General features: G+C 45.2%; 23 protein-coding genes, 1 tRNA gene and 2 pseudogenes. 10 read left to right on the forward strand and 16 right to left on the reverse strand.

All coding sequences use genetic code 11. The features are described from left to right. Positions 1–131: 131 nt before the first annotated feature. Positions 132–302: a YkvA family protein gene (locus tag H9626_RS14535; RefSeq protein WP_191710943.1), complete on the reverse strand. Its 171-nt coding sequence runs from the start codon at positions 300–302 to the stop codon at positions 132–134. Then, positions 295–510 (reverse strand): hypothetical protein, encoded by a 216-nt coding sequence (locus H9626_RS14540; protein WP_191710944.1) that lies wholly within the window; start codon positions 508–510, stop codon positions 295–297. Before H9626_RS14540 ends, H9626_RS14535 begins: the two co-directional genes overlap by 8 nt. 491 nt (positions 511–1,001) lie before the next feature. Between H9626_RS14540 and H9626_RS14545 the strand changes: the two genes are divergently transcribed. The 5 genes and pseudogenes from H9626_RS14545 to H9626_RS14560 all read left to right on the forward strand — a co-directional run. Continuing rightward, entirely contained in the window at positions 1,002–2,408 is a 1,407-nt protein-coding gene (locus tag H9626_RS14545; protein WP_191710945.1) for a hypothetical protein, read from the forward strand. A gap of 347 nt (positions 2,409–2,755) precedes the next feature. Further along, positions 2,756–3,595, forward strand: a complete 840-nt coding sequence (locus tag H9626_RS14550; RefSeq protein ID WP_191710946.1) for a helix-turn-helix transcriptional regulator — start codon at positions 2,756–2,758, stop codon at positions 3,593–3,595. Positions 3,596–3,743: 148 nt separating this feature from the next. Continuing rightward, a complete protein-coding gene (locus H9626_RS14555) occupies positions 3,744–4,325 on the forward strand; it encodes a sugar O-acetyltransferase (RefSeq protein ID WP_178257685.1) in 582 nt (193 codons plus the stop codon). Beyond that, entirely contained in the window at positions 4,322–4,465 is a 144-nt protein-coding gene (locus tag H9626_RS15545) for a twin-arginine translocation signal domain-containing protein (RefSeq protein ID WP_225231040.1), read from the forward strand. Before H9626_RS14555 ends, H9626_RS15545 begins: the two co-directional genes overlap by 4 nt. Then, positions 4,452–5,306, forward strand: a pseudogene (locus tag H9626_RS14560) (aldo/keto reductase); the annotation flags it as partial. The gene H9626_RS15545 and the pseudogene H9626_RS14560, both read left to right, overlap by 14 nt. A gap of 172 nt (positions 5,307–5,478) precedes the next feature. Here H9626_RS14560 and H9626_RS14565 read toward each other — a convergent pair. The 7 genes and pseudogenes from H9626_RS14565 to H9626_RS14595 all read right to left on the reverse strand — a co-directional run bounded on the left by H9626_RS14565 (position 5,479) and on the right by H9626_RS14595 (position 12,292). Next, a complete protein-coding gene (locus H9626_RS14565) occupies positions 5,479–6,189 on the reverse strand; it encodes a helix-turn-helix domain-containing protein (RefSeq protein WP_191710947.1) in 711 nt (236 codons plus the stop codon). Between the two features lie 29 nt (positions 6,190–6,218). After that, complete coding sequence (locus H9626_RS14570; protein ID WP_191710948.1) at positions 6,219–7,100, reverse strand: DNA adenine methylase; 882 nt, start codon at positions 7,098–7,100, stop codon at positions 6,219–6,221. Positions 7,101–7,393: 293 nt separating this feature from the next. Next, positions 7,394–7,606, reverse strand: a complete 213-nt coding sequence (locus tag H9626_RS14575; protein WP_178257682.1) for a winged helix-turn-helix domain-containing protein — start codon at positions 7,604–7,606, stop codon at positions 7,394–7,396. Between the two features lie 20 nt (positions 7,607–7,626). Further along, a complete protein-coding gene (locus H9626_RS14580) occupies positions 7,627–8,172 on the reverse strand; it encodes a helix-turn-helix domain-containing protein (protein ID WP_178257681.1) in 546 nt (181 codons plus the stop codon). Positions 8,173–8,187: 15 nt separating this feature from the next. After that, on the reverse strand, positions 8,188–9,807 hold the full coding sequence (locus H9626_RS14585) for a hypothetical protein (RefSeq protein ID WP_191710949.1): 1,620 nt from the start codon (positions 9,805–9,807) through the stop codon (positions 8,188–8,190). An 18-nt stretch (positions 9,808–9,825) separates the two neighbouring features. Further along, positions 9,826–10,894 (reverse strand): annotated as a pseudogene (locus H9626_RS14590) (HlyD family secretion protein). 54 nt (positions 10,895–10,948) lie between these two features. Continuing rightward, positions 10,949–12,292 (reverse strand): TolC family protein, encoded by a 1,344-nt coding sequence (locus tag H9626_RS14595; protein ID WP_191710950.1) that lies wholly within the window; start codon positions 12,290–12,292, stop codon positions 10,949–10,951. Positions 12,293–12,467: 175 nt separating this feature from the next. Here H9626_RS14595 and H9626_RS14600 point away from each other — a divergent pair, with 175 nt between their 5' ends. Continuing rightward, positions 12,468–13,304 carry a helix-turn-helix domain-containing protein gene (locus H9626_RS14600; protein WP_191710951.1) on the forward strand — a complete coding sequence of 279 codons (837 nt, stop codon included), beginning with the start codon at positions 12,468–12,470 and terminating at the stop codon, positions 13,302–13,304. Between the two features lie 61 nt (positions 13,305–13,365). Here H9626_RS14600 and H9626_RS14605 read toward each other — a convergent pair whose 3' ends face one another. The 7 genes from H9626_RS14605 to H9626_RS14635 form a co-directional block, all read right to left on the reverse strand. Continuing rightward, positions 13,366–13,920 (reverse strand): hypothetical protein, encoded by a 555-nt coding sequence (locus H9626_RS14605; protein WP_191710952.1) that lies wholly within the window; start codon positions 13,918–13,920, stop codon positions 13,366–13,368. Next, complete coding sequence (locus H9626_RS14610; protein ID WP_178257676.1) at positions 13,917–14,573, reverse strand: hypothetical protein; 657 nt, start codon at positions 14,571–14,573, stop codon at positions 13,917–13,919. The genes H9626_RS14605 and H9626_RS14610 overlap by 4 nt, the downstream gene beginning before the upstream one ends. 302 nt (positions 14,574–14,875) lie before the next feature. Further along, a tRNA-Trp gene (locus H9626_RS14615) sits at positions 14,876–14,948 on the reverse strand. 67 nt (positions 14,949–15,015) lie between these two features. Continuing rightward, positions 15,016–15,609 carry a uracil-DNA glycosylase family protein gene (locus H9626_RS14620; protein ID WP_191710953.1) on the reverse strand — a complete coding sequence of 198 codons (594 nt, stop codon included), beginning with the start codon at positions 15,607–15,609 and terminating at the stop codon, positions 15,016–15,018. A 5-nt stretch (positions 15,610–15,614) separates the two neighbouring features. Beyond that, the gene (locus H9626_RS14625; RefSeq protein WP_178256236.1) at positions 15,615–16,244 is read right to left on the reverse strand and encodes a DUF8491 family protein; all 630 of its coding nucleotides are present in this window, start codon (positions 16,242–16,244) and stop codon (positions 15,615–15,617) included. An 82-nt stretch (positions 16,245–16,326) separates the two neighbouring features. Further along, entirely contained in the window at positions 16,327–17,631 is a 1,305-nt protein-coding gene (locus H9626_RS14630) for an L-cysteine desulfidase family protein (protein WP_178256237.1), read from the reverse strand. A gap of 3 nt (positions 17,632–17,634) precedes the next feature. Next, positions 17,635–19,638 (reverse strand): protein-disulfide reductase DsbD family protein, encoded by a 2,004-nt coding sequence (locus H9626_RS14635; RefSeq protein ID WP_191710954.1) that lies wholly within the window; start codon positions 19,636–19,638, stop codon positions 17,635–17,637. 247 nt (positions 19,639–19,885) lie between these two features. Between H9626_RS14635 and H9626_RS14640 the strand changes: the two genes are divergently transcribed. From H9626_RS14640 to H9626_RS14655, 4 genes are all read left to right on the forward strand, one after another. Further along, complete coding sequence (locus H9626_RS14640) at positions 19,886–20,800, forward strand: ribonuclease Z (RefSeq protein WP_191710955.1); 915 nt, start codon at positions 19,886–19,888, stop codon at positions 20,798–20,800. A gap of 81 nt (positions 20,801–20,881) precedes the next feature. Continuing rightward, positions 20,882–21,433, forward strand: a complete 552-nt coding sequence (locus H9626_RS14645) for an RNA polymerase sigma factor (protein ID WP_178256557.1) — start codon at positions 20,882–20,884, stop codon at positions 21,431–21,433. A 49-nt stretch (positions 21,434–21,482) separates the two neighbouring features. Then, complete coding sequence (locus H9626_RS14650; protein WP_191710958.1) at positions 21,483–21,848, forward strand: hypothetical protein; 366 nt, start codon at positions 21,483–21,485, stop codon at positions 21,846–21,848. 13 nt (positions 21,849–21,861) lie between these two features. Continuing rightward, a complete protein-coding gene (locus tag H9626_RS14655) occupies positions 21,862–22,314 on the forward strand; it encodes a hypothetical protein (protein WP_191710956.1) in 453 nt (150 codons plus the stop codon). The last annotated feature ends 141 nt before the right edge of the window (positions 22,315–22,455 follow it).

A 22,455-nucleotide genomic window follows, 5' to 3' on the forward strand; every position in this document is an offset into this window, starting at 1 on the left:
TAACTTGGCTTTTTGGACGTAAAGTTAATGATGGAAGTTGGAGACGAAAATACGTGGTTTACCGAATGCTTACGTTTTTTCAATATTTAATTCAAAAATTCCTATACATTCTCTTCCTTTCCCTGTTCTGTTTATTGTACAGATTGGGTTAGCTTATCTCCTAATTTCTGGAATAACCATGCTACAAGAGCACTATCATCAATAAATCCAACTGCTGGAAGAAAATCAGGCATCAAATCTATCGGAGACACAACATAAATAATGACCGCTACCATAAGAACAAGCGTATTATCTTTAATCATAGTATCCTTTCGTCAACAATTGTTTTAGATAAACTAACAATTGAGTTAACTGGTTTCGCACATCTTTTAACCCGTCTTTATTCATATAACCACTCAATTTATCAGATAATTGTTTTAATTCTTCCGGTGTCTTTAAGCAATTTTGGGCCTTTTCCAACCAATTGCTATTTTGGAACTTCTCGATTATAGTTTCCTTATCAAATTCCATATACAGCCTACATTTCTTATACGCCTATAAGCCCTCCGAATTCAGCATTAGATTTAACACAAAAGTAAAGGCGTGAGGACTTGTCTGCTATCCATCAAGAAACAGGCATCGCCAAACGCCTCACTCAGAAATGAATATAAACAATATTCCCACGCCGTCTTGCTATGTGGATACAGCATGGGCTGTACACGAACATATACAAAACAGATGAGCGTCATGTTCTTTCATCCATCTGAGTCTGAATTTGGCGATTTCGTTTCTTAGGACGAAAGCAAAAAACGCTTTCTATGTCTATTCAGTCATTTCTCCGACCGAATACTACAAAGATACATTTTTTACCGAACATGACGCTCTATTATAGGAATTTTTTTACCTTTACCAAATCATCTCACACAAAAATAAGAATTATCATAAATTTGACTACGGGTAAGAAGAAACTTTTGAGAAGCTAATTTTTCGAAAGTACCAAAATACCCTTAATTTGATACCAAATGAATGAAAAATTAGACATATTACAATGCCTTATAGAGAACCGTGCTTTTGCGCCATCACACTCTGCTTTAGCCAAAGAATTGGGTTATAAGGGGAAAATGGTTATTTATAGGTTAATGAACGGACAAACAAAAGAAAGTACAATAAACGAAGTATGGAATAGAATCTTGGAAGAATATTGCCTTACAGACACACATCTATATAACTTAGCACGCATATTCAAAGGGGCTACCTATTTCAGCGATCAGATTTTATCTGAAATTAATCGCAAAGATAAGAAATGGCTCCGATTATTAATGCTCATGCTGGTAGACGATGATTATGAGGACTGCTCACAAAAATTCCAACAAGAAACAGCTCCGATCCTAATGGATCTGAAAATGGACGAACCTAATGTATATTGGGGTATTGTAACAATAATCTATATACGATGCAAAAATATCGATCCATATAAAAATAATGTCCAACGTACTTTTTACCAACTAATAGACGAATTGGACGACATGTTATCTTTCTGGTATCCGGAAAGAATGGACGCACACGAAATTTCTTTCAACTTAAAAAAACTGATCAAAGCAACTAATTTGTGGAAAATCATTGAAAACTGTACTATCTTACTTCGACGTTATACAGAAGCGGAATTCAGTAAATATGCCAGCCAAAGTATGATGTTATTTAATTGGGGAACCATAAGTTTCTGGCGTATACCCGGTTGCCCCTATCGGCAGAATAGCCAAGTGTGGGTATTAGTAGAACATGATTTTGGACGTGCCACAAATGGGTGCTACATTGTATTATGTTTGGAAGCGGGAAAAGACACTTGTACCTTTACACTGAAAGATGCATTGATATTTTGTTTTTGGTCGATAGATACGGAAGACGACCCTCCCATCCTTCAAGCTAGCAGAGGTAGCGGAAAGCACAGACAATGGTGTTTTTATTGCCACACTTACGACAAAGAAACTCATACACTTTATTTGGAGGCCAATCCTGAAACCGGAAACTTATTCGAACTACCCGAAGCAATGGAAATGATAGATCTAAAAAAGCCAAAAAATAAAGAGGAAAAAATATGGGCAAGAATCATGAACAAATGGGATAAAGAACAAGGTAGCATTGTATTCGAACAAGCCAAAGAACTGTTTGCTGGCAGAATAGACTTGAAAGATACCTACCATTTAAAAGATGTAGTCATTAGCTGGACTTGCCTGACACTTTTTATCGAATACAAAGGAAACACATGTATTTACAAACTACCCATAGATGCGTACGATTTCTTTTACAAAATCAATCTATCTCAACAAGTAATGATTGTCAAACACACAGATGACAATGAAATCTATGTGGGATGGCCCGAATTAGGATATGAAATCAAATTATCAGAATTTACCCAAGTGGAACTGTAGAAAAATCTTTAAAAGATCTATCAAAAAGGATTTTATTTCCTTTTTTTTGATGAACACACATTAGTGTCCCGTTAAAATAAGACACTAATGACACTATTTCATCAAATGCTTTAAGGAAGTATATGGAGTAATACCTAAACATATAGAGAACAACAGATTCTTTCTGAAGGAATACTCTAAATGATATATCTGCATACCCCCAAAAGATTCATGCGGAAAAAACTGATAATTTCATCCGCATGATTTTTTCTATTTATATATACAGCCAAACCAATTTGAGCTTCACAACAAACTTTATATCAGAATAAACTACTATTTTTGTATCGGAACTATAATTGGCGGGAATCATGGAAACAAATAATTTGGAGGGTATCAATACGTTGCGCTATTCTGATATTTTTCTGGCAATGTATTTTAACGACGGAATGAGTTGTCTGCACCGTAATCATTCGCATGTGTTGGTGTATATGTATTCGGGAGAACTGGAAATCAATGAGCGGGAGACGGTTACCCGATTGCATAAAGGGGATTGTGCCTTTATACGTAAGGATTTTGGCGTGCAGCTAACCAAACGGGCGTATAAGGGGGAACAGTTTAAGGCTATATTCCTAATGTTTACTACCAGATTCTTGCGTGAATTTTATGGCAGGTTAGATAAAAACCAATTACCGGAAGAGGTGCGGAGGAGTAAAGTCAGTTTGCGCAAATTACCTTCCAACCGTCCCGATATTGTAAGCCTGTTTGAGTCGATGACACCTTATTTCGATTCCGGCATCCAACCTACGGAGGAGTTGCTGAACCTGAAAATGGCAGAAGGTGTATATGTTTTGCTACATACGGATAAAAGCCTGTATGCCTCGTTTTTCGATTTTGCCGACCCGTGGAAGATTGATATTTTAGAATTCTTGGAAAAGAATTACATGAACGATCTTTCTTTAGAGGAAATAGCCAATTATACCGGACGCAGCCTTGCTACGTTCAAGCGTGATTTCAAGAAGGTTAGCGAACTTTCGCCACAGAAATGGATTATCCGCCGCAGGCTAGAGGCTGCCCATGCGCTAATCCGGTCGGGCGTACGGAATGTCACAGATATTTGTTTCGAAGTCGGTTTCAAAAACTTATCTCATTTTTCAAAGATTTATAAAGAAAAGTATGGTTCGTCTCCTGCCAACAGCATAAGCTATTGATTACTTATATACATGCCTTGCAAGCCATCTGCTTTGCAGGGCATTTTTGTATCCTGACCTTCCGAACAAAATACTTTGAGCCGATGAGCAAAATCCATACGTCCAATACCTGCTAACTTTGTAGCAAAAGATTATAAATGATTGGACTATGGAAGATATTTTCAAGAAAGATTTATCGGGAGCAATGGTATCGCCCGACGAACCCGGATACGATGAACTGATAAATGCCATTTGGGACACAATGAAATTGGCTAACGAACTGAATACGGGCTATCATACACCCGACGAAGTGCGTGGCTATCTCTCGCGCATTACCGGACAGGAGGTTGACTCCTCGGTAACACTTCTGCCTCCTTTCTACGTAGATTTTGGCAAGAATATCCGCATGGGGAAACGGTGTTGGATTCAACAGGGATGCACGTTCTTCGACCGTGGCGGAATTACGCTGGGGAACGATGTTTTTATAGCGCCTAAAGTAAATCTTATCACCATTAACCACGACCCTGATCCGGACAACCGCAGTGCCACGTATGGGCGTCCGATCGTTATCGAAGACAAAGTGTGGATAGGCATCGGAGCTACCATCTTACCCGGCGTACGGATAGGTTATGGTTCGATAGTGGGAGCCAACAGCGTGGTGACACACGATGTTCCGCCTCTGACCGTAGTGGGTGGAAACCCGGCAAGGATAATTAAAAAGATTCAACAAAGCAAAAGACAGGACGTATGAAAGAAAAAGAAAAATTCAGTCGTAGGGGCTTCCTGAAAACAGCCGCTGTCATGGGTGCGACGCTGACTGTTTCTCCGGCGCTGGATAAGGTACAAGCCGTCACACATACCGTTTCTAATAATAAGAGTAACGCTGTTTGACACAGCCATCGTCTACGGACCGCTTAACAACGAGCTCTTGGCGGGCGAAGCCTTCAGCGAGTTCCACGGAAGAGTAAACGTGACGACCAAATTCGGTCACGAAGTCATCAACGGCAAGGCTACCGGGCGTCAGGACAGTCGTCCCGCCACCATCCGCCGTTATTGCGAAGAATCATTGAAACGCCTGCGAACCGATGTTATTCCGATGTTCTACCAACATCGCTTCGACCCGAACACTCCGGTGGAGGACGTAGCGGGAACCATTCAAGACTTGATTAAGGAAGGCAAAGTATTGCATTGGGGCATGTGTGAAGTCAGTGCTGACACCATCCGCAAGGCGCACGCCGTCTGTCCGCTTACCGCCATCCAGAGCGAGCATCACCTGATGCACCGCGAGGTAGAGCGGAACAGCGTGTTGGATGTCTGCCGCGAGTTAGGTATCGGGTTCGTACCATACAGTCCGATGAACCGCGGGTTTCTCGGCGGCGATTTGAACGAGTACACCGAATTCGACCCGAACAATGATAACCGTACCACCCTACCCCGCTTTACTCCCGAAGCCATGCGTGCCAACTACCGCATCGTCAGCGTGCTGCAACGGTACGGACGTGAACGCGGCATGACTGCTGCACAGCTTGCCCTCGGCTGGCTCTTACAGAAAGCACCGTGGATTGTCCCCATTCCGGGAACAACGAAACTTTCGCATTTAGAAGAAAATCTCCGTACGTTGGAGTTCGCCTTAACTGCCGAGGAGTGGAAGCAATTAGAAGATGCCGTTGCCGCCATTCCCGTGACAGGCGACCGTTACAATGCCGAGCAACAAAAGCAAGTGGGGTTCTGACATTACGACAAACTTCATGAAAAACAAAGAAGCACTATCTTCGTTGAAATAGTGCTTCTCTACAAACCTTTATTACATACTGCTTCTTAGGTTCACCTCCTGCATTCTTTCTTTGCTTCACAAATTTATCTTTTCTATTTTATCTGGTAGCCTCAGATGCAAATCTAAGGTGTTATTTTAAATAGTGATGAATTAAACTTTTAATAGTTTTTTCAACCCGTTCTTCTCCTACAAGTCTTATAAGTTTAGCGTAATCTTCTATCTCATCGCCTGTAAAAGTAAGAGTTATACGACGCTGGTGATATCCCGCAATATGAGTATAATGTTCAGGGTATGCCCAAAAACAACTCATACAAAAAGAAGCATCATGTTTTTCCCAATTCAAACAATGCTCACACGTCCATGACTTAGCACGGTTAGCCGAAGGACTTAGTAACATATACATATCTACATTTTGCTCATCCTGTTCTCCACCTATTTCGTATGGAATACGATGGTCTACTTGTAAAAGCGACTCATTTAACCGTTCTGAATAAATAAAACATTTTGATCCATACTTTTCTATTAAAGCCCGCTTTAAGGCTTTCGACAAAACAGTGCGACCTGCTGATTTGCTTATTTGCTTATCAACATCTTCCGGATTACCAAAACGATAAGCTGCTATAGACCGTCCGTCTTCTCCTTTTATTCGATAAGTTTCTATGGGCACACCTTGTTCTCTCACATCTCGTATAGCCCGTGGAGGATGATTATACCCATAAATATTTTTCAATTCTTCCGTTGTAATATACCCATGTTTCAGTATATGCCTGATAACTGTAGCCGGACGTTTATTTGTCACAGATTTAAGTTTATTTATAAATGATTGTGGCAGTTTATTCATGTTGCAAGCTCAAACTTCTGAAAAAATATTTATATAGGCAAGGATATTCCTTTTTGACTCAAATTTTTACTAATATAAAGAGCCTCAAGCGTTGTCTCCCTTTTCCCCAATAATGTAGACTGGCTTGAAAGACCAGCATTCAAATATATCTTCTGACATTCTAAATCGATAGGCAGTTCTTCTCCATACACTCTATCTCCACACTTACCATCATAACTAATTACGAAATCCACTCCCTTCCGGTTCAGTACGTCTATGGCTTCAATAAAATCGGCAAAATCAATACCTGAAACATAACGGCTATCTTTCGCATTAGAAACACCTTGATAAGGCGGATCCATGTAAACGATATCTCCTTTTTCTGCTGTATTCAATATCTCCCTATAATCAGTTGCTGCAAACTCCACTTTATCTTTCAACATACCAGAAATATTTCTTACATTATTTGCCAAAGTTTGAGGATTTGTTCCATTCCGCCTCTTATCTGGAGATTGATTAAAATTACCATTTCGCCCGTAACGAACAGCTCCTTTCACACAACGAGCCAAAAGATAAAGCATATTTTCTGCCGATTGCTCTCCTGCATTAAACAACTCACGCACATAATAATAATGCTCCACGCTCCCTCCGGGATATTCAAACTGCCCATTCCATAAAAATTGATATTTAGTTATCAACAAGTCCGGATTTTGTATAGCTTCTCTTAACAAAGCAACTAAAGGACCGTTAATATCATTAATAATGTAATTAGAAGTTCGATTCTGTTGTGCTACGGCAATAGAAATGGCAGCCATACCCGCAAATGGTTCAATCAGCCGTTTAAATCGTAACGGAAAATAGCGTAATATTTGAGGTGCTAAAATCCGTTTAGAACCTTGATATTGCACAATATGAGGAGCATTTGCTTTCATTTTTCTTCCTAATTTATTTGCGAAGATAACAATAATTTTCTAAATAAAAGGGCGAGTTTGCAAAAGAAGCGGAGTAAAATTTTGTTTTATTTTTTCCTGAATTTTAAGCCCCCGAAAATTCTACCCATAGAACCGATGAATTCTATGGGTAGTGTCGGGTAACGCTACCGCTTAGACACAGCAACGCTAACGGTAGCGTTTTAAAAGAGAAATGACAGGTTGATTTCCGGTTGCTGATATAGTCTGCAAACGAGTAAATTATATCTACAAAAGCGAGCTTATAAAACAAACTTTCAATAGTATGTTTCGTGGTAAATGTCGAAGTAGACAATGCCGTTGCGGTAGGAAACGACAATCTTGTCTTCACGAGCCAGCCAACCAATGGCACAGGCCAGCTCTATCGGGTTAAGGCTTGTATTTCTCAAGAGTTCCTCCCAAGAAAACGTATTGTTATGCAGCGCACGCCATACGATACCTGCATTTTCTCCAATCGCAGTCTTATTCATAATTTTATCCATTTAAAAAATTAAACATTACAGTGTGTCATACGGTATGCTTTGGGAGACACGCCTTTATGGGCTTTGAAGAATTTCCCGAAGATGGAAAGGTTCGGAAACTCCAGCGCGTAGACTATTTCTTTAATAGACGACTGCGTATGACAAAGCCTGTATTCTATTTCTCTGATGGTCGTTTCGTTTATCCACTCTGTGGGTGTCTTGCCACTTGCTTTCTTCACTATGCTGCACAAGTATTTGGGAGTGATACATAACCGCGAAGCATAGAAAGCCACACTGCGTCTTTTTCCGCGATAGACGAACAGCAAATCCATGAACCGCTCATACAGCATATCGCCTGTCGACTTATAAATATAGGTATCCTCGTCCAGATGGTTCAGGCGCATCAGTATGCGGTTTTCTTTTGCCAGTGCTTCTACAATGGAAAACAACTCTATGGCTTCCATCCCGGTAGTTTCTTCCAAATCATAAAAATCAATGTTCCCTTCGTTTTTCTGTATTGCGTCGAGAACTGTCCGTTTCTTTATTTCCATCGTTACGTATAGTTGATTATTCATAATTCATGCTTGTTCTTAAGTTTTCTCATTCCGGTGATAAGGCATCAGCAAGACAGCTAAGGCGCTGCCCAAGCAAATCCAAACGGTAGACCCCGTAATGTCTTTCATTGCCACCAGCGTGGCTTGCAGGGTGACTTGCCCCTTCATCAGCGTAGATGCCAAGCGGGAGGCTTCCATACCGTCTTTTCCTTGCAGTTGCCCCAAACGGGTTACCTGCATGAAGCGGGCGGCAGACTGTGGATTGTCGGTACGGACGTCTTGCACCAAGCGGGTGATGTAATGCTGCTGCCGCTCCTGAAGCCAGTTGCCGTAAACGGATGTTCCGATAGCGGGAGCCACCACATTCCGTACCGCCACCATCAGAAACAGCCACGTGGCGAAGTAACGTATGGGCAGGTGTTTCATGGCAAAAGCGCAGGTTACGGAATACAGTACCAACATGCCGGAGTAATGAAGCAACGTCGGAGGGATGGTATGCTCATACACGCCCATCGTCTGGTAGTGGAAAAACATATACAGATTGGCAGCCAGCATCAACAGAAAGCCTGCGGCGTAGATGTAACGGAAATGCACCCCCCGAAACACGCATATCAGCGTAAAGACAAGTCCCGCCACGCAGCCCGGTATTGCCCAGCAGGAGACGGTGGCGCTCTCTAAGTTGCCGGAAAGAGTAGACATCTTGAGATAGGTGGTAACGAAGAGGGTGCTGCTGTTTATCAGCATCAGCAGGATGAAGATGCCGATACCGTACCACGTGTAGCGGTAACGGAAGATGCCCAATTCCAGCACCCGCTTCTGTCTTACGGCGGCAGAGAGCCACAGGAATCCCCCTCCGCAGACAAGCATCACCGCCCAAGCCACGCAAATCGAGCGCTGGGCAAACCAATCGTAAGTCTTTCCGAACACCATGATGTAGCAGAATGCTCCCATCGCCAGCGTCAGCAGCAGGGCATCGGGTAGCAATCGCCACGGCAAATGATACCGATGCGTGGGCGCATGGCAGAAGGTAAACGACACCAGCAGAATGGCAGCGAGCATCATGCCCATGACCAGCAGGTAGGTGTATTCCCAGCGAAACTCGTATGCCACCCACGCCGAAACGTAGTTGCTGAACTGCACGATGCAGAGTATGTAACAGTAGAGCACGGGCATCAGTACCGTACGGGCATGGTCATTCTTATAGGCACCTTCCGGTGAATCAGGCTCATAAAGGAACATGTCAAGCGTTTGTATGCCCAGCAGGTAGGGGGCGATGACGAAGGTGGTATTCAGTACCAGCGCCACACGGATGAAGCCAATCAGGAAGCAGCACGCCATCAATACCGGAATGTTTTCGGTAACGGCACATACCCCGTTAAGCAACGCCAGCAGGGTGTAGCCTCCCAAGTAAACATGCTTTACGTTACGCGCCTGTAAGTAAGGCAGCATGAAGGGGAAGACCATCGACATGCCGATACTGGCACAGAGGCTCAGAAACTGGAAGTTCTCGGTCAGCACACCCATGCCTCCCGCCATCTCGTTGATGTTGCTCAGGTATGTTCCGCCCGAAAAGAACAGCGGTACGAACAACGCCAACAGGATGAGTACGCCTATCGGTTTGGGCATCCAGTCGTAAAATGGGTAATTCGTTTTCATAAGCATGGGGTTGTATTATCAGAGGTTTGCTTTTACCACACACATCATTCCGGCAGCCAAGCGTGCGTTATCTTCGTCGGAGATGTCCGTCAGTTCGATACGCACCGGAACGCGCTGCTGAATTTTCACAAAGTTTCCCGCCGAGTTGTCCGTAGGAACCATCGAGTATTTCGAGCCGGTGGCGGAACTGATGGCGGTTATGCGCCCTTTAAATGTTTTTCCTGCGAAAGCATCTACCGTTACTTCCACTTCCTGCCCCACAGCCAACGAGGAGATTTGTGTTTCCTTATAGTTTGCCACCACCCATTTTCGGGTATCGGGGATGATGGTGGTGAGTGTCTGTCCGGCATTTACCAGCTGACCTTCTTCGATGGAACGTCGCCCCCAGACAGCCGTTGCAGGGTGCAGTTACCACCGTGTACGACAGATTCAGTGCCGCCAAGTCCACAGCAGCTTCGGCACGTTTGACGGCAGCCTCGGCATTCTCCTGACGCTGGTCTACCTCGGTGACGGAGGAGTGGGCGGCTTCCCGCTGTTGCTTCAGTGCCGCCACCCTTGCACGAGACATTTCCAACTGCGTCTGATACTGCTCCACTACTATGGGCGTGGTGGCGTTTTTCTTCAGCAAAGAGCTGTATCGGCGGTAATCTTTCTCCAACTGTTCCATGCGGTATTGAGCCTCAGCAATGGAAGCATCGTACACCGAAGCTGAGTTGGATACGGTATTCAGCGTGTTTGCCACCACCTTACGTCCGCTCCGTGCGTCCATCAAGGCTGCTTCCGCCTCTTTCAGACGGATGCGGTATTCATCGTCTTCCAATACGAGCAAGGTGTCTCCCTTACGCACATGTTGATGCTCGGTAAAGTAAATCTTCTTGATATAGCCCGGCACTCGGATGTTGACGGGCGAAAGGTATTGTTCCACCTGCGCATCGTCGGTCGTTTCATTGGATTTATAGTCGACAAAAAGAGATATGATGGCATATAGTCCCCATATAGCGAGGAAGATGCCTATAATGCCGACTGCCTTTTTCATGGTAAAGACTTTTCCGGATTCTTGTTTGCGGGTATTCGTTGTAGTTTCCATATCAAAATTTTATTTAGTAGTTTACATATAAAAATATCCTTACGTGTCGGTGAATTATCGGATAAAGGTTTCCAAGTCTCCCGACAGTTTCAGCAGCGTAAGCTGAGCCACGTTACACTGGCAATGCGCCTGTACACACGCCGACTGTGCCGTGCGGAGCCGCATCTCGTCTTGCAGTAGTTCCGTCATGGATGCCACTCCCTCTTTATACTTCTCTTCGGTCACGGCATATACGTCTTCCGCCTGACGGTAACTGTCTTTCTGTGTATGGAATACTTCGATATTATGACGGAGCTGGCGAGAAGCGTCGGCATACTCTTTGTCCAGTTGCTTGCGACGCATATCGAAGGTTGTTTCCGCCTGCTGCCTATCGTAACGGTATTGACGTACTTTCAGCCGCTTGTCATTGCCGTCGAAAATCGGGATGTGTACCGACAGGGCGAGATACGTATTTCCGAACCAATTATGGGTCTCGCCCGAGGTGTGAAAGAAATGATGGAATTTCTCCTGATATCCTATTGCTCCGAATTGTCCGCCCAACGAGATGGAGGGGATGTATCCGGCGCGTACAGCCTTAATCTGGCGGTCTGTCAGCTCCTGACGGGTAGAGAGCAACCGCAGTTCGGGAAGGGATTCGCTGACACCTTCTGCCTGAAGCAGGACTACTTCGGACGGCATCGGGCAGACTGCCATAGGCGTTTCGGGAGGAAGGTCGAGCAGGAAGCGGAGCAGGTTCAACTGTTGTTCGTAAAGCGTCGCATACTGGTCGCGCTGCGCTACGAGGCTTTTCAGATTGATTTGCACACGGGTTAAATCCACCTCCAATACCACTCCGCCTTTATAAAGTTCCTCGGTAATGGTGCAGAGCTCTTCCATCCGGCGGATATTCTCATCCAACAGCTTTTGCAGTTCCAATGAGGCTTGCGCCAAATAATACACGTTGCCAATCTGTACGGTAAGGTCTTCCACGGCTTTCTCGTAGGACAAATTGCTGAGTTCTTGTACCGTGCGAGCCACCTTCGTTGCCGAAAGCACCGTCTGGTTATAAAGGGGAACACCGAACCGGATTCCCGCAGACATGGCATACTGCATACTTTGGATTTTCTGCCACGTAGGGTTATCGGGGAAATCGCTGCCCAGCAATGCACCGGTGGTTACATTGGCAGGCTTCATCAGGTAATCTGCCATTTGGAAATCGGCAGACAGTACGGGGAGCAGCCGCGAGCGGCTTTGGGTTAAAGCCGTTTGGCTTTTCAGCACAGACAGCCGGCTGTTCTTCAGCGAAAGATTGTTACGGAGACCTGTTTCCACACATTCTTTCAACGAATAGGTCTTTTCTTGTCCGTAGATGCAGGGCAAGGCAAAGAACCAAAATACCAATAAGAGCAAATGTTTCATGACTTTACTTTTTCTTGTTGTCTGCAGGCAAAGTTAGTCCGGACAGCAGTCGCAAAGAAGTGCAATTCATGGGGGCTACTGTGCAATTTCAACGATAAAAGAAAATATTAAGGATGAAAGATGACAAATATATGAATCTTATTGGTTAATTTGCGGAATAAATGAAAGATATACTATGGAACAGTTGGCTTATCAGATGCTGGATGTCAGACAGCTTTTGGCGAATTACGCCACCGTATCGCAAAACAAGTATGGCTTCTTCTTATGCCGAAAGGGAGAAGCCGACATACTGCTGAACAATCACAGCTTTCATATAGAAAAGGGGGTATTATGTCTCTACACGCCTTATACGTTCATACGCATCGTGCGCCATACAGAGGACATCGAAGGTTGCTTGATGGAAGGAGAGCTGGACACTATCCAACCGGCATTATCGAACATACCGGCGACAGAGCGTTTTGCCATCCGTTCTCATCCCTGCGTGAAGCTGAACGCAACGCAATGTCAAAGATTGGAACAGTCTGCTGAAATACTAAAGACCCGCACCGAACTGCTCAAGCAAGCCACGAAACCGAGGTCGGTGCGGCTGCTTCGCATGTTGGTACAGGTCTTGTTACAAAATCTCTGCCTCGAAGCATTGGAAATCTATTTCAACTGTGCGCCGGTAGAAGAACTCCCCCAAAACCGTGAGGAAAGGATATTCAACCGTTTTCTTATGTCGGCATTCCGCAACTGTGCCCAAGAGCGTTCCGTTACTTTTTACGCCAAAGAACAGCACCTCTCGCCCAACTATCTTTCTTCGGTTATCAAAGCAAAGTCGGGACGTACCGCCATCCGGTGGATAGAAACATTCACCCTGCTGCAAGCACAGCATTACTTACGGCAGACCAAACTCAGCATCAAAGAAATTGCCTATCAGTTGCACTTCCCCGACCAGTCTGTCTTCGGGCGTTACTTCAAGAAGCATTGCGGAGTCTCGCCTTCGGATTACCGGAATGAGGGGACGACATAACTTCACGAGGACGAAAGTCCACCCCTCTCAGTGACTAACCTACACAATATTATATATGTAATCAGAGGTTAAGAAACATTCCAGCTTTCAGGCAGAGGGAGGGACTGACTTTCCCTCCGATGAGGTGTGCTCCCGTATTTACGCCGATAATCAACCCGTTATTAATCTGACGTTCAATCCCAAGCTGAACGGCTGCCGCGAAACCGTTTAACGATTTCGACGTACTGTTTTCAGAGGCTTTCAGTTCTTCACCAAAACCGTAACCGAAAAGCACGTCGGCATATATCCATTTGTTTCCCCCGTTATAAAGGTATATTCCCGGACCTGCTCCCAGCATGTATTCGCGCAACGTATGTTTAAGGCTTATCGTCTCTCCGGCATACACCCCCTCATAAGTGCCGTTATTGATGCCGCAGTGTAACAGAGAGGCGATGAAAAACTTCTCACTGAAAGCATAACGCGCACCTAAATTAAGGCAAAATCCAGACTTATTACTCATGCTTGGAAACAATTCATACCCGCCTTGCAGTTCGACGTGGGTATAGCCAGTTTGTGCCGAACCCTTAGCTCCTGCCCAAAGAAACAGCCCGAAAAGCAGAAGTAACTTTATTTTCATTCTCTTACGGGATTATATAAATCGGCAATCTTTTCCAAATCATCCGGCTCTATCTCTTTGTTTTCGAGCTTGGCGCACAGGCTTGGGTCATCTTCAAGATACTTTACAAGCTGGCTGCGCCAGAACTTCTTCCCACCGGTTTTGTAACCGATGACGTATCCGTTTTCATCGCCTACCTTACGGGCTATGTAAATTATATCGCCATTCTGCACACTGCTTATCGTAAGCGTACCGTCTTTCGGGATGCTGTATTTATAGCTGCAACAGTAGAACTCCACATGGTCGCCTTGTGCTTCCACAGCCATCCACTGTGGTTTTATGATTTTTTCCTTCTTGGTAGAGAACATTTTATTCGTCCGGTATGGGTGGCATACAAGGTAGTGACACATATCGGTATGCGTTTTCTTCCACACGCCCAGCACTTCGATGTCGGTATTCTTCAACTTGACTTTCTTCCCGTCCGCCGTTGTAAGACGAATATTTTCCGTATTACACTTCGGCATCTTTACACGCCCCACGTATTCTGTGCCGTCTTTCATTATAACGCGAGCCTCTTCATGATCGGTAGCATCCTTTACCACACTATAAATTTGGCAACTGCAAAGCAAAGAGAGTGTGATACAAAGTACCCCGAAAATCTTAATGTTTTTCATTGTTTTATAGGTTTTTTATCACAATCTATAAAACAAACGACATTTCTTTTTGTTCGCAAACCCGATTGATTTTATTCCATCCTCCTGCCCTGTGAAAGTACAGGCAGAAATCCCCTGCCGCTCCCCGGAAAACGCAACCGTTAGTGTTACTCATTTCATGCGGATAAGTCACCCGGTTCTACCCATAGAATTAGTCGGTTCTACGAATAGAATTTTCCGATCTTCCGAAAATAATATAAATGGCTTATTATAAGAGAGATAAAAAAAAATAGGTTGAAGTTTGTAGCTTCAACCTATCTCAGCACGGGAAGAGAGGCTCGAACTCCCGACACTCGGTTTTGGAGACCGATGCTCTACCAACTGAGCTATTCCCGTGTTTGCGGTTGCAAAGGTAGTACAAATTTTCATATATGCAACCTTCTTTTGCAGATATTTTTAAAATTCATCCCGATATAAGCCCTAACTCGCTGAACATGATGCGGTATATCTCAGCTTTTTTTTCTAATTTCAACGGATATGCGCGGCTGGAAGAAGGCATACGGTAGAGGCGCATGTCGCGGTCGGCGTAATGAAACGGACTTTTACTCCCCACGGGAGGCTCTGTTACCTGCATCTGCTCACACAACACGTCGGTGGCTTTTTGTCCGGTGGTCACTACGGCGCGACAAGACGGGAGTTGCTTCAGCAGCAGACCGACATCCGTCGGTTCCACTACCTCCAAATATTTATCGGAAGCATTGTCTTGCAGGCGTCGCACCACGGATGCCGTATCATACAGCGCCACACCTTTCTCTTTGAGGAAGGAGCTGATTGACTCCTTATCAAACCCTTTCCCGCCCGGGCACACAAAATGGTCTTTGTCTCCGAAAAACACGAGACCGAAAATACGCCACATGTCGTTATTCCAGTTCGGGTAAAAGAACTCCATGCTCCAACGTTTCTTTTGGGGCGGGAAACTGCCCAGCATCAGCAGCACAGCATTGCCGGGCAAGAAAGGTTCTAAAGGATGATGTTCTACTAACGGCTGTTCAACCATCCGCATTATGCTTTAGGTTTCGGCTCTTTTTTTGCCAACGCCACTATATTATATACGTATTCCGACATCCATGCTTCCGAATAGCTCAGCGCATGTTGGTACTGGCGTATATTGGCACACGTCTTACGGATGCTGTCATCCTTCCATGTGGTTTTGGTAAGAATGTCGTGGATGGTTTTATCGGTCATGCTGCGCAACATTTTCTTCATAAAGCCCGGCATACGGAATTTCCATTGCATCAGGTTGCCTACCACCATCATCAGGTCTTGGCTGAAGCCCTGAAACATGAAGAAATAGTTCTTCACGTCGTTCACCGTCCTGCAATGTTTCTTTACCGAAGCATCTATTTCTTTGAAAAAGCCTTCGCTTAAGCCGTAAATGTCCATCAGCATCTTTCTGCAACGCGACTTTTCTGCTATTCCCAACTTGTTATTTTGAGTAGGAACTTTCAGTGTACGCTTAAACACTGCCATATCAGGTAAAAGATTAATGTTGCTGATGCCTAACTGTGAAGCCATCACCGCCTGATAATATACGCGGATTAGCGTCATGAAGTCTTCCATGCCTCCAACACGAACACTTCCTTCGGCATTCTCTTCTTGTTTTTTTCCGAATAGTTTTGAAAATATACTCATAATTTCTTTTTAATTTATTCCCTATAATGTCACAAAGATACTATTTTTATCTGGCTCTCTGCTTCACGAAACAAACAGTCTGTCAATCGCAATGTTTATGCGTCATGATATTTAACACCAATTTGTCTGTTTCGTTCATTCCTACCGAACCGATTTGGGTCAGATTCCGGATACTCCGGTCTACGTTGTCCTCAATGATTCCCTCTACGGAGGTTACGCATTTATGCTCCATTGCCAAGATAGCAGACAACACTGCGGTGGATACTCCGCTGGTGAGCTTCAGCGCACAACTGGGTTTGGCTCCGTCGCAAATCATTCCGGTAAGGTTGGCTATCATGTTCTGAACCGCAAACGATACCTGCTGATAGTCTCCACCCATCAGGTAGGTGATTCCGCAACTGCTTCCTGTGGCTGCCACCACACATCCGCACAATGCCGAGAGTTTTCCCAGATTCTGCTTGATGTAGATGGCTGTAAGGTGGCTCAATATCAGCGCACGGGTCAGTTCTTCTTCCGATTTATGATTGTCTTCGGCATAGATTACCACAGGAAGGGTAGCGGCTATGCCTTGATTGCCACTTCCCGAATTGCTCATCACCGGAATCATGGCTCCTGCCATACGTGCGTCGCAGGCAGCAGAGGTATACGACAGGATGTGGGTAAAGGTATTGTTTCCCATGATGCGCTGTTCCGTGCCGCTGCTTCGCAACATTTTGCCCAACTCGTGTCCGTAGTTTCCCTCGAACGAGCGTTCGGCAGCCTGCTTGTTCAGTCGCTTGGCTTCCAAAATGAAAGTAAGCTCTTCGAGCGGAGCGGTAGTAGCAAAGTCGTAAACCTTTTTCAGATTCAGGTCTACCGAAGCGGTTTCTGCCTGCGCAGCGTCCGACGTACGCTTGTCGAGCAAGATTTCATCGTTCCGACTCACGTAGACAAACTTCGTATGACCGCCGCTGATAATGGCTGTCGCCCGATCGGTACCCGCCTCGCAGGTTACTTCGATATAGAGTTTTTCTTCAATGTCAGCCTTTAACCCGATGGTAATGATTTGGGAGTCTATCATCCGTTTTCCTTCTGCCACAGCTTCGGGAGTACAGTCTTTCAACACTTCCAACTGATACGCCGACTTTCCGATGAGCGCACCTAAGGCTACGGCAATGGGCAGACCTATCATGTCAGTGCCCGGAATCCCCACTCCCATCGCGTTTTTCAGAATATTCGCACTGAGCTGTACGTCAATCTTTTCCGGACGTTTGCCCAGCGCTTCAGTTGCTTTTGCCACACAGAGTGCCACTGCGATAGGTTCGGTACAACCTATCGCCGGCACTACCTCTTGGTGAATCAAAGCAATAATTTGTTCTCTTTCTTGTTTTGTAAACTTACATTCCATGATTTATTTCGCCGCGTTATAATTCTTCAGTCCCACGTTCAGGAAGTCTACGTACTTCTGCACGTCTTCATCGTACGAATACGATTTGTTGAGCGGCATACCTTCGTTGTCCAGCAATACGTAGAAAGGCTGGGCGTTTGCGCCGAACTTAGAGCGTTGCAGATAGCTCCACTTGTCGCCCACCGTACGCAACGTACGCTCTACCCCATTCTCTGTAATCTTTACGGGTTCGGGAAGTTTAGCCTTTTCATCGACATACAGCGTAATGAGCACATAGTCTTCGGTCAACAATTTGCTCACCTTCGGGTCTGTCCAAACGGCAAGCTCCATTTTCCGGCAGTTCACACATCCGTAGCCAGTAAAGTCAATCATCACGGGTTTTCCCTGACGGCGGGCATACTCCATACCTTCTTCGTAATCGTAGAACTGAGCGTGTACTTCGTTTTTATACAAATTGAAATCTTGAGTCTGCATAGGAGGAGCAAACGCACTGACTGCTTTCAGCGGTGCGCCCCAAAGTCCCGGAATCATGTAAACGGCGAATGCAAGCGAGGCAAGCGCCAAGAAGAAGCGGGGAACGCTTACTTTATTATTGTCATCATCGTGCGGGAACTTGATTTTGCCCAACAAGTATAACCCCAATAGTCCGAAAATCACAATCCACAAAGCCAAGAAGGTTTCACGATCCAAGATGCGCCATCCGTAAGCAAGGTCTGCCACCGACAGGAACTTCAGAGCAAAGGCAAGTTCAAGGAATCCTAACGTAACCTTGATGGCATTCATCCATCCGCCGGATTTCGGCATCGACTTCAGCCACGACGGGAACAGGGCAAACAGCGTAAAGGGCAAAGCCAAAGCAAGGGCAAAGCCCAACATACCGAGTGCAGGAGCTATCACACTGCCGGTAGTAGAGACCTCTACCAGCAAGAAACCGATAATCGGTCCGGTACATGAGAATGATACCAGCGAAAGGGTAAACGCCATGAGGAAGATGCTCAGCAATCCTGTGGTCTGTTCCGCCTTACTGTCTACGGCGTTCGTCCACTTCGAAGGCAAGGTTATCTCGAACGCACCGAAGAACGATGCCGCGAACACCACCAACATCAGGAAGAAGAAGATATTGAATATAGCGTTTGTCGACAATGCGTTAAGCGCATTTGCCCCAAATATCAGCGTAATGGCAAGTCCCAAAGTCAGATAAATCACCACGATGGAAGCTCCGTAAGTCCACGCATCGCGCACTCCTTTCTTCTTATCCTTCGTACGCTTTAAGAAGAAACTTACCGTCATCGGAATAATAGGCCACACACACGGTGTAAACAAAGCCAGCAATCCGCCTACGAAACCGGCGAAGAAAATATACAGCCACGAATGAGACTCACTGTTGATTTGCTCTCCGAATTGGTTCAACTCGCTGATAACCGGCTTCCAGTAATCCATTTTCGGAGACATGGCAGGCGTGAGCGGAATCAGCGGAATGCTTGTGGTATCGCTGGCAGCGACTTCCGGTTTGCTTTCCTTCGCAGCCGGAGCTACAGGGGCAGCAGCAGCCTGTCCCTTAAACGAGAAGTCCACAGCAGTGGGTGGAAGACAATTCTCATCGTTACATGCCCCATACTCCAGATAGCCGGAAATATCGTAACTACCACCGCCGGTCAGTTTGATTTTCTGAACAAAAGTAGCAGTGTTTTCGAAAAAGCGCACCTGCATCCCGAAAATGGGGTCCATCATGTCTTTTTCCGTTCCGCGCGGAGTCAGTTTCCCTACAAGCTCCGCACCCTCCATTTTCTCAACATTGAAGGTAGCCGAGATAGGACCTCCTTCGGGCAGGTCGGTAGAATAAACATGCCAACCTTTATCTATCTTTCCCGTAAAAATAATTTCGGCCTCGGTGTTAGAAACCTCTTTCCATTCGGTTTTAAACTTCACAGGGTCTTGTATTTGCGCGCAAAGGGGCAAACATAACAAGGCTAAGAAAAGCCAACTGAGAACAAACTTTTTTATCATATCCACGTATTTTTGCGCAAAGGTATATATTTTATAAATGTCTGCAAAGCCTCTGTACCGCAAAATCCTACCGCTTGAAAGAATAAATTCTACCGCTTGCGTTGACTGACACATGCGGTAGCGTCGGGTAACACTACCGCATGTTTTCACCAACGCAAGCGGTAGCGTTTTACGAAAATAATGCATAACCGAAAACAGAGGGCAGACAAATTTCTTAAAAACCGTCGAAATCATTATCTTTGCCTGCATGGAAAAGTTTGACATACATATCTTGGGATGCGGATCGGCACTGCCTACCATCCGCCATCAGGCTACTTCGCAGGTGGTAAACATCCGCGAAAAACTGTTTATGATAGACTGCGGCGAGGGAGCGCAGGTACAGTTGCGGCGCTCTCGCCTCCGCTTTAACCGACTGAACCACATTTTCATCTCCCACCTCCACGGCGACCACTGCTTCGGGCTGATGGGGCTGATTTCTACGTTCGGCATGTTGGAGCGCACTGCCGATTTACATATCCATGCCAATTCCGATTTGCAACAGTTTCTTCTGCCGCAGATAGATTTTTTCTGCAAAGACATGACGTACAATGTAGTGTTTCACCCCATTAATCCCGGCGAACGTTCCGTTATCTACGACGACCGCTCGGTAAGCGTGGAAACCATTCCGCTGCGTCACCGCATCCCTACGTGCGGATTTCTTTTCCGCGAAAAACCGACCCCCAACCACATCCGCCGAGATATGATAGACTTTTACCAAATCCCGACTTACATGATTAACCGCATCAAAAACGGAGAAGATTACACGCTGGAAGACGGCACCATCGTTCCTAACGAACGGCTGACCACACCTTCCGCCCCTCCCCGCTCGTATGCTTACTGTTCGGACACGATATACCTGCCGCGCATCGCAGAACAAATAAAAGGAGTGGACCTGCTGTTCCACGAAGCAACATTTGCCTCCTCGGAAACAGTGCGTGCCCGGCAAACATTTCACACCACGGCAACACAGGCGGCACAAATAGCCCGCGATGCCCAAGTGAAACGGCTGGTAATCGGTCACTTCTCTGCCCGCTACGAAGACGAAACAGTATTATACGAAGAAGCCTCGGCAGTTTTCCCTAACACCGTACTGGCAAAAGAAAACCTGATGCTGTCACTCTGAGCCGTTAAATAAACCTAACTCTATTAAACCAATCACCCCGATATACAATCATACGCCAATGATAAAGATTTGTTTCCAATCATGAACAGCTACAAAGAACAAAACATATCCGCCCTGCTTCAAGACCCGAAAACCCAACGGGAAGCGTTCGGCGAGGTGGTAAAGATATACAGCGAACAGCTTTATTGGCAAATCAGGCGCTTGGTGATTTCGCACGACGACGCCAATGATTTGCTGCAAAACACCTTTATCAAAGCATGGAGCAACTTGGATTATTTCAGGGGCGATGCGAAACTTTCTACATGGCTGTACCGCATCGCCTTAAACGAATGTCTGAATTTTCTAAACAAGCGTCGGGCGGAACAGAACCTTTCGATAGACGATGTAGACTCTACCCTTGTCAACAAGTTGGAAAGTGACCCTTACTTCGATGGAGACGAAACCCAGAAACAGCTTCAGCAAGCCGTACTCCGCCTGCCCGAAAAACAGCGGATGATATTCAACCTGAAATATTTTCAGGAGATGAAATATGAAGACATGTCGGAAATACTCGGCACAAGCGTAGGTGCACTGAAAGCCTCTTACCACCACGCCGTGAAGAAAATAGAAGACTTTTTTAACCAAAACGATTAAACCTTTTCTATGCTAATGAATCTAAATCATAAAAGAGATTGAAACCATGATGAAGGAAGAAAAAAAATTGCAAGAAAGATGCGGAAAACAAAATCCTTTCAGCGTACCCGAAGGTTATTTTGAAGGATTTGCCGATCGTATAATGGAACAACTTCCGGAAAGAGAATCTCGTGAAGTCCCCCCTATAACTACATGGCAGCGTATCAAACCGTGGATATACATGGCGGCTATGTTCTGCGGACTAATGTTAAGCGTTCGAATGTTTGTCGGAGAAAAAGCTTCAACAGACAACGATACGACCGAAGCCTCCGAACTGGCAGACGAATACATCGACGGTATCATCAATCAAACCATGATGGACGATTATACGTTATACCAATATCTGACAGATGCCAATGCGGAAATATATAAATAATTAATGAAACAAGATGAAAAATAAAATAGGTATACTGATAATGGTCATAATGACCTGCGCAATAAGGGTGCAAGCCCAACATTCTCACTTGAGCAAGGAAGAATTCCGTGAACGCCAGCAGGCTTTTATCACAGAAAAGGCGCAATTAAGTGCAAAAGAGGCTCAACAGTTCTTTCCTCTATACTTCGAACTGCAAGACAAAAAACGTGAGTGTAACAAAGCAGCATGGCAAAAACAAAGGAAAGGGAAAGAAGAAAACACTACTGAAGAAGAATATGCTCAAATAGTGGAAGACGTAATCCAAGCTCGCATTGACGTAGACCGTTTAGATTTGGAATACGTACGTAAATACAAGCGTTTTCTCTCGTCTAAAAAGATTTACCTCATCCAGAAAGCCGAGATGCGTTTCCACCGGGAGTTGCTGAAAAATATGCGTCTGCCCAAGCAGAATAAAAAAGAAAAATAAATTTTTCACATCAAATGCTTGCATAATCAAAAATAATGCGTACCTTTGCATCGCTTTTGAAACGAAGCACTTCCGAAAACGGATTTTAGGAGAGGTGGCAGAGTGGTCGATTGCGGCGGTCTTGAAAACCGTTGTGCTGCG

This window comes from Phocaeicola faecium (genome assembly GCF_014837055.1).
Classification (GTDB): Bacteria; Bacteroidota; Bacteroidia; order Bacteroidales; family Bacteroidaceae; genus Phocaeicola; species Phocaeicola gallinarum.

Bases quoted from the DNA above. Each gene is read 5' to 3' on its own strand.
- H9626_RS14535 (WP_191710943.1), bottom strand. From the start codon at position 302: ATGATTAAAGATAATACGCTTGTTCTTATGGTAGCGGTCATTATTTAT.
- H9626_RS14540 (WP_191710944.1), bottom strand. From the start codon at position 510: ATGGAATTTGATAAGGAAACTATAATCGAGAAGTTCCAAAATAGCAAT.
- H9626_RS14545 (WP_191710945.1), top strand. From the start codon at position 1,002: ATGAATGAAAAATTAGACATATTACAATGCCTTATAGAGAACCGTGCT.
- H9626_RS14550 (WP_191710946.1), top strand. From the start codon at position 2,756: ATGGAAACAAATAATTTGGAGGGTATCAATACGTTGCGCTATTCTGAT.
- H9626_RS14555 (WP_178257685.1), top strand. From the start codon at position 3,744: ATGGAAGATATTTTCAAGAAAGATTTATCGGGAGCAATGGTATCGCCC.
- H9626_RS15545 (WP_225231040.1), top strand. From the start codon at position 4,322: ATGAAAGAAAAAGAAAAATTCAGTCGTAGGGGCTTCCTGAAAACAGCC.
- H9626_RS14565 (WP_191710947.1), bottom strand. From the start codon at position 6,189: ATGAATAAACTGCCACAATCATTTATAAATAAACTTAAATCTGTGACA.
- H9626_RS14570 (WP_191710948.1), bottom strand. From the start codon at position 7,100: ATGAAAGCAAATGCTCCTCATATTGTGCAATATCAAGGTTCTAAACGG.
- H9626_RS14575 (WP_178257682.1), bottom strand. From the start codon at position 7,606: ATGAATAAGACTGCGATTGGAGAAAATGCAGGTATCGTATGGCGTGCG.
- H9626_RS14580 (WP_178257681.1), bottom strand. From the start codon at position 8,172: ATGAATAATCAACTATACGTAACGATGGAAATAAAGAAACGGACAGTT.
- H9626_RS14585 (WP_191710949.1), bottom strand. From the start codon at position 9,807: ATGAAAACGAATTACCCATTTTACGACTGGATGCCCAAACCGATAGGC.
- H9626_RS14595 (WP_191710950.1), bottom strand. From the start codon at position 12,292: ATGAAACATTTGCTCTTATTGGTATTTTGGTTCTTTGCCTTGCCCTGC.
- H9626_RS14600 (WP_191710951.1), top strand. From the start codon at position 12,468: ATGGAACAGTTGGCTTATCAGATGCTGGATGTCAGACAGCTTTTGGCG.
- H9626_RS14605 (WP_191710952.1), bottom strand. From the start codon at position 13,920: ATGAAAATAAAGTTACTTCTGCTTTTCGGGCTGTTTCTTTGGGCAGGA.
- H9626_RS14610 (WP_178257676.1), bottom strand. From the start codon at position 14,573: ATGAAAAACATTAAGATTTTCGGGGTACTTTGTATCACACTCTCTTTG.
- H9626_RS14620 (WP_191710953.1), bottom strand. From the start codon at position 15,609: ATGGTTGAACAGCCGTTAGTAGAACATCATCCTTTAGAACCTTTCTTG.
- H9626_RS14625 (WP_178256236.1), bottom strand. From the start codon at position 16,244: ATGAGTATATTTTCAAAACTATTCGGAAAAAAACAAGAAGAGAATGCC.
- H9626_RS14630 (WP_178256237.1), bottom strand. From the start codon at position 17,631: ATGGAATGTAAGTTTACAAAACAAGAAAGAGAACAAATTATTGCTTTG.
- H9626_RS14635 (WP_191710954.1), bottom strand. From the start codon at position 19,638: ATGATAAAAAAGTTTGTTCTCAGTTGGCTTTTCTTAGCCTTGTTATGT.
- H9626_RS14640 (WP_191710955.1), top strand. From the start codon at position 19,886: ATGGAAAAGTTTGACATACATATCTTGGGATGCGGATCGGCACTGCCT.
- H9626_RS14645 (WP_178256557.1), top strand. From the start codon at position 20,882: ATGAACAGCTACAAAGAACAAAACATATCCGCCCTGCTTCAAGACCCG.
- H9626_RS14650 (WP_191710958.1), top strand. From the start codon at position 21,483: ATGAAGGAAGAAAAAAAATTGCAAGAAAGATGCGGAAAACAAAATCCT.
- H9626_RS14655 (WP_191710956.1), top strand. From the start codon at position 21,862: ATGAAAAATAAAATAGGTATACTGATAATGGTCATAATGACCTGCGCA.